The following is a 13,711-nucleotide window of genomic DNA, read 5'->3' as shown; positions in this document are numbered from 1 at the left end:
TGTCTACCGGTCGAGCAGCCCGTGCCGCCGGTGCCAGTCCTCCAGCGAGTCCTCCGGATAGCGGGCGAACTGCACGTCGTTGGGGCCGTTCGGCACCTCCACCCACGGCGCCTTGAAGTCCAGCATGATGTGGACCCGCTCCGGTGGGGTCGGCAGCGGTGTGTCGATGGCCGAGGCGAAGGGATGGACCAGCTCCGGCCAGGCCGGATCCTCCGCCCACAGCGCCGTGCCGCAGTGCTTGCAGAAATGCCGGTGCGACGGACCCGGGTGGGTCTGGCCCGGATGGTCGGGGTCCTCGATGGGCGCCCGCCATGTCGCCACTGCCTCGCGCCCCTCGACCTCCAGCGTGTCGGCATCGCCGCCGAGATTGATGGCGTATCCCCCGCCGCCGGCACTCTTGCGGCAGATGGTGCAGTAGCAGCGCATGTAGGGGACCGGCGTCGGCGAGTTCAGCGTAAAACGAACGGCGCCGCAGCGGCAGGATCCGGAAAGTTTCATGGCAGGGGACTCCGCGATTCGAATGCGTTCCTCCCTACCAGTTGGGGTGGCCGTCGCTTTTTGACAGCGCCCCTGCCGGTGAAGTTTTCGGTGGAACTTCTCGGCGGAACTTCCCGGCGGAACGCGGCGGACGGGGTGCTGTTACCTCCGGGATCCCTTTCGCGGAACCACCTGCCAGCAGTCGGAGCGGTTATGTCCCAGCCAACAGGTCCAGCCTCCCAGGGCCACGCCCACAAACAGCCGGCGCCCCCGCCGGACGCCATGGAGGTCAGCCTGACCATCAACGGCAGCCGCAAGACCCTGCGCGTCGCCCCCTGGACCAGCCTGCTCGACGCCCTGCGCCTGCATCTCGACATGACCGGCACCAAGAAGGGCTGCGACCATGGCCAGTGCGGCGCCTGCACCGTGCTGGTGGACGGCCGCCGCATCAACTCCTGCCTGACCCTGGCGGTGATGGCGGAGGGGCGGACGGTGACCACCATCGAAGGCCTTGCCAGCGGCGACGCGCTCCACCCGTTGCAGGAGGCCTTCGTCGAGCAGGACGCCTTCCAGTGCGGCTATTGCACGCCCGGCCAGATCTGTTCGGCGGTCGGCCTGCTGGAGGAAGGACACGCCAAGACCGACGACGACATCCGCGAACTGATGAGCGGCAACCTCTGCCGCTGCGGCGCCTATCCCAACATCGTCGCCGCCATCCGGCAGGTGATGGATGCGCGGCCGGCAACCAAGGACGGAGGCACGCCATGAGGGCCTTCTCCTACGAGCGTCCCGACAGCGTCGATGCGGCCTTGCACGGCGTCGCCGGCCAGCCCGGCACGACGACCGAGGCGGCGGTGAAGTTCGTCGCCGGTGGCACCAACCTGCTCGACCTGATGAAGGCCGACGTGATGCGGCCGGAGCGTCTGGTCGACATCTCCCGCCTCGGCCTCGACCAGATCGAGGACACCGAAGGCGGCGGCCTGCGTCTCGGCGCGCTCGCCCGCAATGCCGACACCGCCTATGACGCGCGGGTGCAGGCGCGCTATCCGATGCTGTCGAAGGCGATCCTGGCCGGCGCCTCGGCCCAGCTGCGCAACATGGCGACCAACGGCGGCAACCTGCTGCAACGCACGCGCTGCTACTACTTCTACGATACCGGCACCCCCTGCAACAAACGGGAGCCGGGGACCGGCTGCGGCGCGCTGACCGGGGTCAACCGCATCCACGCCATCCTGGGCGCCAGCGACAGCTGCATCGCCGTCCACCCGTCCGACATGTGCGTGGCGCTGGCGGCGCTGGACGCCGTCGTCCGCGTCAGCGGCCCCGCGGGCGAGCGCACCATCCCCTTCGCCGACTTCCACCGCCTGCCCGGCGACACCCCGCACATCGACAGCAGCCTCGCCGCCGACGAGCTGATCACCGCCATCGACCTGCCGGCGGAAGGCTTCGCCCCGCACTCGACCTACCTGAAGGTCCGCGACCGCGCCTCCTACGCCTTCGCCCTGGTGTCGGTCGCCGCAGCCCTGAAGATGGAGGGCCAGACGATCCGCAGCGCCCGTCTCGCGCTCGGCGGCGTCGCCCACAAGCCGTGGCGCGACCCGGCGGCGGAAGCCGAGCTGGCCGGCAAGCCCGCCTCGCTGGAGAATTTCCGCGAGGCCGCGCGCGTCCTGCTGCGCGACGCCAGGGGCCAGTCCCACAACGCCTTCAAGATCGGACTTGCCGAGCGCGCCATCGTCCGGGCGCTGGCCGAAGCCGCCGGAGTGGAGCACTCATGATCGCCAAACCGACCATCCCCGATCCGCTTGACCGCCCGGGTTCGCAGATCGGCAAGCCCGTCAGCCGCGTCGACGGCCGGCTGAAGGTGACCGGCGGCGCCAAATACGCGGCGGAGTTCAACACGCCCGGCCTTGCCCACGGCTACATCGTCTCCAGCGCCATCGCCCGCGGCCGCATCCTTTCCATCGACACGGCGAAGGCGCTGGCGCTTCCCGGCGTCCTTCAGGTTTTCACCCACGAGAACCGGCCGAGCCTGCCCTGGTTCGACCGCAAGTGGAAGGACGACGACGCGCCGAAGGGCTCGCCCTTCCGCCCGCTCTACGACGCGACGATCCACCATGCGCTCCAGCCCATCGCCCTGGTGGTGGCGGAGAGCTTCGAGCTGGCGCGCTACGCCGCCCGCCTGATCCATGTGACCTACGAGGCGGACGACCACCAGACCGACCTGCGTGCGGCCAAGGCCAACGCCTTCACCCCCGGCAAGGACAAGGGCGGCTTCCAGCCCCCGCCCAAGCCGCGCGGCGACGCCGACAGGGCGCTGGCCGAGGCGGAGGTCAGCGTCGACCTGAACTTCTCCCAGGCGGTCGAGCATCACAACCCGATGGAGATGCACGCCTCCACCGTCATCTACCACAATGACGGCTGTCTGACCGTCCATGACAAGACGCAGGGGCCGATCAACACCCAGACCTATGTCTGCAACGTCTTCAACCTCGCAACCGACGCGGTGCGGGTGATCTCCCCCTTCGTCGGCGGCGCCTTCGGCTCGGGCCTGCGTCCGCAGCACCAGCTGTTCATGGCGGTTCTGGCGGCGACCGCGCTGAAGCGCTCGGTCCGGGTCGAGCTGACGCGTCCGCAGATGTTCAGCTTCGGCCACCGCCCGGAAACGCTCCAGCGCGTGGCGCTGGGGGCGAAGAGGGACGGCACCCTCACCGCCGTCATCCACGAGGCGGTGCAGGAGACCTCGCAGACCGAGAATTACGTCGAGGTCGTCGTCAACTGGTCGGGCCAGCAGTACAAGTGCGACAATGTCCGGCTGGACTACAAGCTGGCGCGGATGGACACCCACACCCCGCTCGACCAGCGCGCTCCCGGTGCGGCCATCGGCGTGCCGGCGCTGGAGATCGCCATGGACGAGCTGGCGGCCAAGCTCGGCATGGACCCGCTGGAGCTGCGGCTGAAGAATTACACCGAGGTCGATCCCAACACCGGCAAGCCCTTCTCCAGCAAGGAACTGCGCGCCTGCTTCCAGCAGGGCGCCGAGCGTTTCGGCTGGCACAAGCGCAGCCATGCCCCGCGCTCGATGCGCGAGGGCCGGCAGCTGGTCGGCTGGGGCATGGCGACCGGCGTGTGGGATGCCATGCAGGGTCAGGCGGTGGCGTCGGCCAGGCTCGGCATCGATGGCGCGCTGACGGTGGGCAGCGCCACCGCCGACATCGGTCCCGGCACCTACACGGCGATGACGCAGATCGCCGCCGACATCCTGGGGCTGCCGATTGAGAAGGTGTCCTTCCAGCTCGGCGACACCAACCTGCCGATGGCGCCGTTGCAGGGCGGGTCGTGGACGGTGTCGTCGGTCGGCTCGGCCGTGAAGGCGGTCTGCGACCGGCTGCGCGACAAGCTGGCCGGTCTGGCGGCCGGACTGAACGACGGTCCCCTGAAGGGGTTGAAGGCCGACGACCTGATCTTCGCCGACGGTTTCCTGGTCGCCAAGGCCGACCCGTCCTGGCGCCTGTCGATCACCGAGGTGATGCGGGCCAACGACCTGCTGGTGCTGGAGGACGAGGCGCGCTCGATCCCCTATTACAAGTCGCAGATGCAGCATGCGCTCGGCACCCACTCCGCCATCTTCGCCGAGGTGCGGGTGGACGAGGATCTCGGCACCGTGCAGGTGACCCGCGTGGTCAGCGCGGTGGCCGCCGGCCGCATCATCAATCCCAAGACAGCGCGCAGCCAGATCCTGGGCGCGGTGGTGTGGGGCATCGGCATGGCGCTGGAGGAGGAATCGATGACCGACCAGCGGCTGGGCCGCTTCATGAACCACGATTTCGGCGAGTATCACATCCCGGTGAACGCCGACATTCACGACATCGACGTCATCTTCGTCGAGGAGCATGACGACATCGTCAACCCGCTGGGCGCCAAGGGTGTCGGCGAGATCGGCATCGTCGGCGTCCCCGCCGCCATCGCCAACGCGATCTATCACGCGACCGGCAATCGCCTCTGCGACCTGCCCATCACGCTGGATAAGATTTTGGACGTTTGATTGTCAAAGAAGTCCCCTCTCCCCGCGTGGGAGAGGGGACCACCTGTCACCTTCGTGACTGCCGGAAAGCCCGGCCGTCACAGTAAAGACCCCACATCACCCCATGATGTTCTCGTCCGCCATGCGGCGAGGCATGTCGGTTTCGTGCTGGCGGTCCTGCTTCGGCGCCTTGGTGACGCTGAAGCCGATACCCGACAGCAAAAGAACGCCCAACGAGGCGACGGTGACGATGTTGCAAAGCATAGCGACAGACCCTTTCCCTAACCTCTTTCGGCCGCCCGGTTCGATGGACGGCCAGACCCTTATTGTGCGGTCTCCTGGGCAATAGACGCCGGGAGCCATTTCTTTCTTCCGTGAGCCAAGCCGGGATGAGGAAAAAATATTCGTCCGTGATCCGGACTGTATTTACTTCCAACACGTTACCAGCACAGGCTGTGCGGAGCGGTCAGATAGTCCCGCAGCTGCGAACTGGCAATGGAAGCCGGCGCAATATCCGCGCAGCTCAGGTTAACAAAATTGTCATGGCAGCGGCCGGGGCGGGGACGGGCTTCGTCCGCCTCTCCTCCCATACGCTCGGAACCGCTTTTTTCAGCTGTCATCCCCGCGAAGGCGGGGATCCAACTTACCCGTTGATCGGCTTATGGAAATGCCTGGATCCCCGCCTTCGCGGGGATGACGGCGAACAAGGTGCGGATGGGTCCGCCGTGTGTCGGGCCGATCAGGCCGTCGCGTCAACCCCGGTCGCCGTCCGCCGTCAAAGCCTCCGAGCCGGCGGCGTTTTCCGCCGCCCGCAGGGTCACCGTCACCTTCAGCCCCTTGCCATCCTGCCCGGCATCCAGCCGCACCGACGCCCCCAGCCGGTCGGCCAGGGCGCGGACGATGGCCAGCCCCAGCCCGCTGCCGGTGCGCGGCGGCTCGCCCGGACGGTCCAGGCGGTAGAAGCGCTCGAACACCCGTCCACGCTCCGCCTCCGGGATGCCGGGGCCGTCGTCCTCGACTTCCATCACCGGCCCCTCCGCGACCCGCACCGTCACCGTGCCGCCCGGCCGGTTGTAGCGGATGGCGTTGTCCAGCAGATTGCCCAGCAGCTCCCCCACCAGCACGGCGTTCCCGGCGATCCGCAGGGCGGCGCCGTCCTCCGGCCCCTCGAAGCGCACCTCGACATCCTGGGCCAGCGCCGCCGGCACCTGCTCGGCGGCGACCTCCATCGCCACCTGCATCAGGTCGGTGACCTCGGGGGCCGCAGGCACTACCGGCGCGTCCTCGTCGGCGCGGGCCAGCGCCAGCAGCTGGACCAGCAGCCGCTCCAGCCGCTTCACCGCTCCCTCGACATCGTCCAGCGCCGCGCGCCCCTCGGCGCTGTCGGTGCCGTAGCGGCGCAGCAGGGCCAGATGGGTGCGCAGCACCGCCAGCGGCGTCCGCAGCTGGTGCGAGGCGTCGGCGGTGAAGCGCCGCATCGTGCCGATGGACTGGTCCAGCCGGGCCAGCAGCCCGTTGATGGCGACCACCAGCGGCAGCACCTCCGCCGGCACCACCGCCAGCGGCAGCGGCACCAGCGCCAGCCCGCCCCCGGTCACGCCGCGCGCCGAGCGGGCGTCGATCACCCGGCGCAGCCGCTTCAGCGGCGCCAGCCCGCGGCCGACCGCCCCCCACACCAGCATCCCGCTGCCGCCGACCAGCGCCACCTCCAGCAGGGTCAGCCACAGCAGCAGATCGACCTCCAGCGCGCGCCGTCCCGCGGTCGTCTCCGCCACCTGGACCAGAACCGGCTGCGGCACGCCGTAGAGCCGGCGGACCTGCGCCGCCACCCGCACCGGATGGCCGTGATAGGAGGCGTCGCGGAACACCGTGACGTTGGTCGGCATCGCCTGGATGTCCGGCAGCGGCAGGTCGAGATAGCCGGTGATCACCCCGCCCTCATGGGCGACGTTGTAATAGATGTTGTCTCGGGCCTGGCTCTCCAGCATGCCGAAGGCGACGGCCGGCAGATCGACCGTCACCTCGCCGTCGTCGTCGCCCACCGCCAGCCTCTCGGCGATGGCGAGCGTCGAGCCGGCGAGCAGCCGGTCATGGGTGGACTGCACGAAACCGTGGATCAGCGCCGACCCGCCGACGCCCAGCCCGACTGCCAGCGCGCCCAGCGGCACCAGCAGCCGGGTCAGCAGCCGACGGCGCAGAGATGGCACGCGTGGCGGCACCCGCTCCGGCCGGGTTCCCGCCATCAGGCATTTTCCATCAGATAGCCCAGCCCGCGGATGGTGCGGATCTGCGGCCCGTCCGGCTCCAGCTTCTTGCGCAGCCGGGCGACATACAGCTCGATGGCGTTCGGCGCCACCGGCTCGTCGAAGCCGAACACCTCGCCGGCCAGCCGGTCCTTCGGCACCACCTTGCCGGCCCTGGTGATCAGCCCCTCCAGCACCGCCAGTTCGCGCTTGCGCAAATCCAGCACCCGGCCGTTCAGCGTCACCGTCGCGGTGGAGCGGTCGTAGCGCAGGGCGCCGCAGGCCAGCTCCGGCACCGGCGTGCCCTGGCCGCGGCGCACCAGGGCGCGCACCCGCGCCTCGAACTCCGCCGGGTCGAAGGGCTTCAGCAGGTAATCGTCGGCGCCCAGGTCCAGCCCCTTCACCCGGTCGGCCACCGCCTCCCGCGCGGTCAGGATCATCACCGGCACGGTGGAGCCGCGGCGGCGGATGCGGGTCAGCACCTCGAACCCCGACAGGTCGGGCAGGCCTAAGTCCAGCACCACCAGCCCATAGGGCTCCGCCCGCTCCAGCCGCACCGCCTCCTCGCCCGACGCGACATGGTCGACGGCATAGCCGGCCAGCTTCAACGCCCCGGTCACCCCGCGCGCCAGGGCGGCGTCGTCCTCCACGATCAGGATGCGCAAGGGAGCCGCCTATCGTCCGAATGGGCCATCATCCGACCGCACCTGTTCCGTTCCACCAACAATTTTCATCCGCGACAGATTGGCGACAGGTTGATTGCCTATAGTCACGGCAAATCCGCTTGTAAGCCCAACCAACCCGGCCCGCAACGACGCCGTGGAAACCAACCGCAGGAGAGGAAGAGATGCGCACCAAACTGGCCCTTCTGGTCGCGACCGCCCTGACCGTCACAGTGTCCGTCGCCGTGCCCGCCTTCACCGCCGGCACCGCCCAGGCGCAGTCGGTCCCCGCCGGCTACGATCCCGCCTATGCCAAGATCATCGAGGCGGCGAACCAGGAAGGCGCGCTCAGCATCTATTCCGCCACCGACGCGGCCGCCGTGTCGGAACTGCTGAAGGGGTTCGAGGCGCTCTATCCCAAGGTCAAGCTGGAATACGCCGACCAGAACTCGACCGAGATGTACAACCGTTTCATCAGCGAGGCGGCGGCCAACACCGGCACCACCGACCTGATGTGGTCGTCGGCGATGGACCTGCAGATGAAGCTGGTCAACGACGGCTACGCCCAGTCCTACACCTCGCCCGAATCGAAGAGCATCCCCGACTGGGCCAACTATAAGAACGAGGCCTTCGGCACCACCGCCGAGCCCATCGTCTTCGCCTACAACAAGCGCGTGGTGCCCGCCGCCGACGTGCCGAAGACCCACGCCGACCTCGCCAAGCTGCTTGCCGAGAAGCCGGACGCCTACAAGGGCAAGGTCACCTCCTACGATCCGGAGCGCAGCGGCGTCGGCTTCCTCTACATCACCCAGGACGTCCAGGCGAACAAGAACACCTGGGATCTGGTAAAGGCGATGGGCCAGACCGGGGTGAAGCTCTACACCTCCTCGGGCGCGATGATCGAGCGCCTGACGTCGGGCGAGCACACCATCGGCTACAACATGATCGGTTCCTATGTCTACGAGCGCCAGCACAAGGACCCGGAGTCGCTGGGCATCGTGCTGCCGTCCGACTACACCATCGTGATGTCGCGCATCGCCTTCATCCCGAAGGGCGCCAAGCACCCGAACGCCGCCAAGCTGTTCCTCGACTATCTGCTGTCGAAGCAGGGCCAGCAGGCGATGCAGGCCCGCTACATGGGCTCGATCCGCACCGATCTGGCGAGCGCCAACCCGACCGCCGGCATCCCGGAAAGCACGCTGCGCCCGATCCATGTCGGCCCGGAGCTGCTGACCTACCTCGACCAAGTGAAGCGCCTGAAGTTCCTGAAGGATTGGCAGAAGGCCCTCCAGGGGAAGTGATCTAAACACCTCCTCTCGACCCCGCCAAAGTCCCCTCTCCCCCCTGGGGAGAGGGTTAGGGTGAGGGGGGCGCATGGCGTGGCTTAGTTCGCCAGAAGACGCCCCGCGTTCCCCAAAATCCACCCCACGCTTCCCCCTCACCCCGACCCTCTCCCCGCTTTCGGCGGACCAAGGGTCCGCCTGTCGCGTCAGCGCAAACGAAGTTTGTGCGAGAGCGGGGGAGAGGGGGATTTCGGAAGGAATCCCCCCATGAACCGCGCGACGCGCATCGCGGTGATCGTCGCCATGGCGATTGCCGTGCTGGCCCCGATCGGCCTGGTCGTCTACCAGAGCTTCCTCGACGGGCCGTTCTTCCAGCCCAAGACCGCCTTCACGTTCAGCGCCTACGAGTTCGTCCTGGACGACGAGGATTTCTTCGACGCCCTCTACAACTCGTGCGTCATCGCTTTCGGCATGACCGCCATCGCGGTGCCGGTCGGCGCCATGCTCGCCTTCCTGATGGCCCGCACCGACCTGCCGGGCCGCCGCTGGATCGAGCCGGTGATCCTCGTGCCGATGTTCGTGTCGTCGGTGGTGCTGGCCTTCGGCTTCGTGGTCAGCCTCGGCCCGGCGGGCTTCGTCACGCTGTGGTTCAAGGGCGTCTTCGGCTTCGTCCCCTGGTACCTCTATTCCAAGACGACGCTGATTGTCATCGCCGGCCTGACCCACGTCCCGCACGTCTTCCTCTACACCTCGTCGGCGCTCCGCAGCCTCGGCTCCGACGTCGAGGAAGCCGCCCGGATGACCGGCGCCGGCCCGCTGCGCACGGCGCTGACCGTCAGCCTGCCGATGGTGATGCCGAACATCCTCTACGCCGCGGTGCTGGTCTTCTTCCTGGGATTCGAGCTGTTCGGTCTGCCGCTGGTGCTGGGCGACCCCGAGGGCATCCTCGTGCTGGCGACCTACCTCTACAAGCTGACCAACAAGCTGGGCACGCCCTCATACCAGCTGATGGCGGTGGTCGTGGTGGCGATCATCTGCATCGCCCTGCCGCTGGTGGCGCTCCAGCGCTTCCTGCTGCGCGCCGCCAACCGCTACGTCTCGGTGAAGGGCAAGGCCGCGGCGCAGAAGCCGGTGTCCATCGGCGTCTGGCGCTGGCCGGCGGCGGCGATGATCACCGCGTGGCTGCTGTTCACCGTGGTGATCCCGATCAGCGGTCTGGTGCTGCGCGCCTTCGTGTCGAGCTGGGGCGAGGGCGTCAACCTGCTGGACGTGCTGACGCTGGCGCATTTCCGCGAGCTGATGGAGTTCCCCAACCTGACCCGCGGCATCGTCAACACGCTGCTGATCGCCTCCGTCGGCGGAGCGCTGTCGGTCGGCGTCTACACCATGCTGAACCTCGCCGCCCACCGCTGGCAGTCGGGATGGACGAAGCTGATGGACTATCTCGTCCTGCTGCCGCGCGCCATGCCGGGCCTCGTCGCCGGTCTGGCGATCTTCTGGGTCTTCCTGTTCACGCCCTTCCTGTCGCCGCTGCGCCAGACCATGATCGCCATCTGGGTCGCCTACACGCTGGTCTGGCTCGCCTACGGCATGCGTCTGGTCAGCGGTGCGCTGCTCCAGATCGGCCCCGAGCTGGAGGAGGCCGGCCGCATCGTCGGCGCCAGCCCCGGCCGGGTGTCGCGCGACCTGACGATCCCGTTGGTCAAGGTCGGGCTGTTCTCCAGCTGGCTGCTGATCTTCGTCACCTTCATGCGCGAATACTCGACCGGCGTCTATCTGCTTGCCCCCGGCACCGAAGTGATCGGCTCGCTGCTGGTCTCGCTGTGGGGCACCGGTGCCGTCGACCTCGTGACCGCGCTCTCCACCGTCAACATCGCGATGATCGGCGGCGGCCTGCTGCTGATGTCGCTCTTCGGGAAACGCTCCCATGGCTAAGCTCATCATCGACGACCTGCATTTGTCCTACGGCAGCACCGAGATCCTGAAGGGCATCACCGCCACCTTCGCCCAGGGTGAGATCGTCGCCCTGCTCGGCCGGTCGGGCAGCGGCAAGACCACGCTGCTGCGCTCCATCGCCGGGCTGGAGGAGCCGAAGAAGGGCGTCATCTCCATCGGCGACCAGCCGGTGTTCGACGCCGCCGCCGGCCTCAACGTGCCGTCGGAGAAGCGCGGCCTCGGGCTGGTCTTCCAGTCCTACGCGCTGTGGCCGCACAAGACGGTGTTCGAGAACGTCGCCTACGGCCTGCGCCTGCGCAACGTGGCCAAGGCCGAACTCCAGCAGCGCGTCGCCGCGGTGCTGGACGGCGTCGGGCTTGGCCATCTCGGCGACCGCTATCCGCACCAGATGTCGGGCGGCCAGCAGCAGCGCGTGGCGCTCGCCCGCGCGCTGGTCTACAACCCGCCGGTCATCCTGCTCGACGAGCCGCTGTCGAACCTCGACGCCAAGCTGCGCGAGGAGGCCCGCATCTGGATCCGCTCGCTGATCAAGCGGATGAACCTGACCGCCGTCTTCGTCACCCACGATCAGGTCGAGGCGATGGCGATCGCCGACCGCATCGTCCTGCTCGACGGCGGCCGCATCGTCCAGGCCGGCACGCCGGAACAGCTCTACACCGAGCCGGTCAGCCTGTTCGCGTCCGAGTTCATGGGCGTCAACAACCAGATCAAAAGCCGGGTGCAGGACAAGCGCGGCGGCTATGTCCGCATCGAGCTGTCCGGCCACCCGCTGTGGGGCAAGGACCGCGCCGGCAAGGGCGTGTCGGAGGAGGCCACCGGCGTCATCCGCCTGGAACAGGTCGAGGTGGTGGACGGCGAAGGAGAGAACTGCATTCCGGCCGAGCTGGAGACCTCGCTCTATCTCGGCAGCCACTGGGAGCATGTCTTCCGCTGCGGCGACCAGACGCTCCGCGCCTTCGGCCGCCCGCTGTCCGCCGGCACCCACTGGCTGCACCTGCCGCCGGAACAGCTCTGGGTGTTCTGACCCTTATTCGACCCTTATTCCACCTCTTATCCCCTCTCCCCCCCGGGGAGAGGGTTAGGGTGAGGGGGAACCGCTTCGAGGATCTCTTCGGCTGCGCCGAACCCCCTCATCCCAACCTTCTCCCCAGGGGGGAGAAGGAGATCTCTCCGGGAGAGAGCCTTCAAACCTCGATCAGCGCATAGGGCCGCCCGGTCTCCTTGGGGATCGTCTGCGCCACATTGTAGACCGGCGTCCCCCGCAGCGTCTTTCCGCTGTAGCTGCCGTGATGCGCATGCCCGTGCGCCACCGCCCGCACGTTGTCGAAGCGGTCGATGGTCTCGGCCAACCGTGACGAGCCCAGGAAAGGGAAGATCTCCGTCGGCTCCCCCTCCACCGTCGCGGCGATGGGGGCGTAGTGCAGCACGACGAACACCCGCTCGGTGTCGAGCTGCCGCAAGGCGCTCTCCAGCCGCATCGCCTCGTTCACCGCCTCATGGACGAACTGCTTGATCGCCGGCTCGCCGAAGCTGTCGAGCATGCGGTTGCCGAAGCCGCCGCCGAAGCCCTTCACCCCGGCGAAGCCCACGCCGCCGATCTCCTGCGGCGCCCCGTCGAGGAACCGCACCCCGGCCTGGGCCAGGATGTGCTGGACCTCCTCCACATGGCCGCATTCGCAATCGTGGTTGCCGAACACCGCGACCACCGGAATGCCGATGGAGCGCAGGGCGTCGGCCAGGATCTCCGCCTCGCGCGGCTTGCCGTGGTTGGTCAGGTCGCCGCACAGCGCCAGCACGTCGGCCTTGCCGGCGATCTCCTGGAACAGCTCGCGATAGGGATATTGCGTGGTCTCGCCGACATGGATGTCGCCGATGGCGGCGACGGTCAGCCTGCGCTCATCCATTCCCGTTCTCCTTCAGGCTCTGCTTGGTGCCCTCCTCCCCGACCACGTCGGCGAAGCCCCATTCGGTGACGTCGATCAGGTAATCCTCGCGCGAGAACAGCCGGCCCCGGCAGATGCGGGTCTGGGCGACCGGGAGCTTGGCGCGCTCCTGCATCCGCTCCAGCAGCTCCGCCACCAGCCAGTCGGGCACGCGGTCGCGCTCGGTCGGATAGATGAAGCGGAAGTTCAGCAGGTGGATCAGCAGCACTTCCCAATACTGCTCCATATGGGCGAGCAGCCGTTTCCAGTCGATTTTGTCATGCTGCTTCAGGATCATGTGGGCCACGTCCGGCCCGTCGTACTTGTGGCGCATCTGGACGAAGGATTTTGAGAAGATCATCTCGGTCGGCGCCACCAGCGGCACGTCGCTGCCGCAGATCACCGCGCGATGCTCTTCCTTGAACCAGCGGTCGTTGACCGGGTTGATGGCGACCGCCGAGTTGAAGATGACGTCGAAGAACAGATCGCCATGCTTGACCTTGCCGATCCAGCGATCGTCCTCGATCTCGGTCTCGAAGCCATGGTCCTGGAAATGGGAGAGGATGCGCGGGAAATCGCCGCCGCGGCAGAAGATGTCGATGTCCTTGGTCGGCCGCGTGATGCCGGTATAGGCGCTGATCGCGTAGGTCCCGCCCAACAGGAACGGGATGGTCGACTGGGTCAGCAGCTTGAGGCTTTCGGTATAGAAGGCCTCGGCCTCCGCGGTGACGGTGGCGCTGCCCTCACGGAGTTCGCTCATCACCCACTCCCCCTGATCCGCTGGCCCTGAGGCGCCGGAATTTGAACGTTGACCCGGTACAACAGGGCAGGGCGGGGAGTGTTGCGCACAAGGCGGGACCCCGGAGCGGAACGAGGGCGCTTGCAGGTCAGGTCATGGATTATAGCCGAATCTATAGAATGAAATATTTTTCATTGAAAAGTAATGATGAGAAATCACCCGCTTCTCGCCTGACACTTCGGAACTTTGAAAGTCGAACGGAGACCGCGTCCGGACGGTTGACGGGGAATGACTGTCTGGATATGGTCGCCGCAGTTGGGGAGTAGCTTCCGGCGCCTCGCCGGGAACGTGTCAACATTCTTGCGCCCGCTGCGGTGCATGGCACGTTCAGTGGACTTTCGTCCGCCT

12 protein-coding genes are annotated in these 13,711 nt (G+C 67.6%); 6 read left to right on the top strand and 6 right to left on the bottom strand.

All coding sequences use genetic code 11. The annotated features are described in order from the left end of the window. Positions 1–3: 3 nt before the first annotated feature. The gene (locus ABNQ39_RS20000; protein ID WP_376959993.1) at positions 4–498 is read right to left on the bottom strand and encodes a GFA family protein; all 495 of its coding nucleotides are present in this window, start codon (positions 496–498) and stop codon (positions 4–6) included. A gap of 192 nt (positions 499–690) precedes the next feature. Between ABNQ39_RS20000 and ABNQ39_RS19995 the strand changes: the two genes are divergently transcribed. The 3 genes from ABNQ39_RS19995 to ABNQ39_RS19985 are packed head-to-tail and all read left to right on the top strand — an operon-like array spanning position 691 to position 4,519. Next, the gene (locus ABNQ39_RS19995; protein WP_428846405.1) at positions 691–1,245 is read left to right on the top strand and encodes a (2Fe-2S)-binding protein; all 555 of its coding nucleotides are present in this window, start codon (positions 691–693) and stop codon (positions 1,243–1,245) included. Beyond that, positions 1,242–2,252: an FAD binding domain-containing protein gene (locus tag ABNQ39_RS19990; protein WP_376959992.1), complete on the top strand. Its 1,011-nt coding sequence runs from the start codon at positions 1,242–1,244 to the stop codon at positions 2,250–2,252. Before ABNQ39_RS19995 ends, ABNQ39_RS19990 begins: the two co-directional genes overlap by 4 nt. After that, entirely contained in the window at positions 2,249–4,519 is a 2,271-nt protein-coding gene (locus tag ABNQ39_RS19985; RefSeq protein ID WP_376959991.1) for a xanthine dehydrogenase family protein molybdopterin-binding subunit, read from the top strand. The genes ABNQ39_RS19990 and ABNQ39_RS19985 overlap by 4 nt, the downstream gene beginning before the upstream one ends. 96 nt (positions 4,520–4,615) lie before the next feature. Here ABNQ39_RS19985 and ABNQ39_RS19980 read toward each other — a convergent pair whose 3' ends face one another. The 3 genes from ABNQ39_RS19980 to ABNQ39_RS19970 all read right to left on the bottom strand — a co-directional run bounded on the left by ABNQ39_RS19980 (position 4,616) and on the right by ABNQ39_RS19970 (position 7,406). Further along, the gene (locus tag ABNQ39_RS19980) at positions 4,616–4,762 is read right to left on the bottom strand and encodes a hypothetical protein (RefSeq protein WP_167421730.1); all 147 of its coding nucleotides are present in this window, start codon (positions 4,760–4,762) and stop codon (positions 4,616–4,618) included. Between the two features lie 488 nt (positions 4,763–5,250). Continuing rightward, complete coding sequence (locus ABNQ39_RS19975; RefSeq protein WP_376959990.1) at positions 5,251–6,741, bottom strand: sensor histidine kinase; 1,491 nt, start codon at positions 6,739–6,741, stop codon at positions 5,251–5,253. After that, the gene (locus ABNQ39_RS19970; RefSeq protein ID WP_376959989.1) at positions 6,741–7,406 is read right to left on the bottom strand and encodes a response regulator; all 666 of its coding nucleotides are present in this window, start codon (positions 7,404–7,406) and stop codon (positions 6,741–6,743) included. The genes ABNQ39_RS19975 and ABNQ39_RS19970 overlap by 1 nt, the downstream gene beginning before the upstream one ends. Positions 7,407–7,588: 182 nt before the next feature. On the opposite strand from ABNQ39_RS19970, the gene ABNQ39_RS19965 reads away from it, so the two are divergent. The 3 genes from ABNQ39_RS19965 (at position 7,589) to ABNQ39_RS19955 (ending at position 11,666) form a co-directional block, all read left to right on the top strand. Further along, positions 7,589–8,704 carry an ABC transporter substrate-binding protein gene (locus tag ABNQ39_RS19965; RefSeq protein ID WP_109051466.1) on the top strand — a complete coding sequence of 372 codons (1,116 nt, stop codon included), beginning with the start codon at positions 7,589–7,591 and terminating at the stop codon, positions 8,702–8,704. A 249-nt stretch (positions 8,705–8,953) separates the two neighbouring features. Further along, positions 8,954–10,621, top strand: coding sequence for an ABC transporter permease (locus ABNQ39_RS19960; RefSeq protein ID WP_376959988.1), 1,668 nt, complete (start codon positions 8,954–8,956; stop codon positions 10,619–10,621). After that, positions 10,614–11,666: an ABC transporter ATP-binding protein gene (locus ABNQ39_RS19955; protein ID WP_376959987.1), complete on the top strand. Its 1,053-nt coding sequence runs from the start codon at positions 10,614–10,616 to the stop codon at positions 11,664–11,666. Before ABNQ39_RS19960 ends, ABNQ39_RS19955 begins: the two co-directional genes overlap by 8 nt. 160 nt (positions 11,667–11,826) lie before the next feature. Here ABNQ39_RS19955 and ABNQ39_RS19950 read toward each other — a convergent pair whose 3' ends face one another. Together ABNQ39_RS19950 and ABNQ39_RS19945 are read right to left on the bottom strand one after the other, a co-directional pair. Next, the gene (locus tag ABNQ39_RS19950) at positions 11,827–12,546 is read right to left on the bottom strand and encodes a metallophosphoesterase family protein (protein ID WP_376959986.1); all 720 of its coding nucleotides are present in this window, start codon (positions 12,544–12,546) and stop codon (positions 11,827–11,829) included. Next, positions 12,539–13,324: a nucleotidyltransferase domain-containing protein gene (locus ABNQ39_RS19945; RefSeq protein ID WP_376959985.1), complete on the bottom strand. Its 786-nt coding sequence runs from the start codon at positions 13,322–13,324 to the stop codon at positions 12,539–12,541. Before ABNQ39_RS19945 ends, ABNQ39_RS19950 begins: the two co-directional genes overlap by 8 nt. Positions 13,325–13,711 lie beyond the last annotated feature (387 nt).

It is taken from the genome of Azospirillum sp. A26 (assembly GCF_042604635.1).
GTDB lineage: Bacteria > Pseudomonadota > Alphaproteobacteria > Azospirillales > Azospirillaceae > Azospirillum > Azospirillum palustre.
The sequence above is the reverse complement of the archived record's forward strand: the minus strand, read 5'-3'. Positions and strand labels throughout refer to the sequence as shown.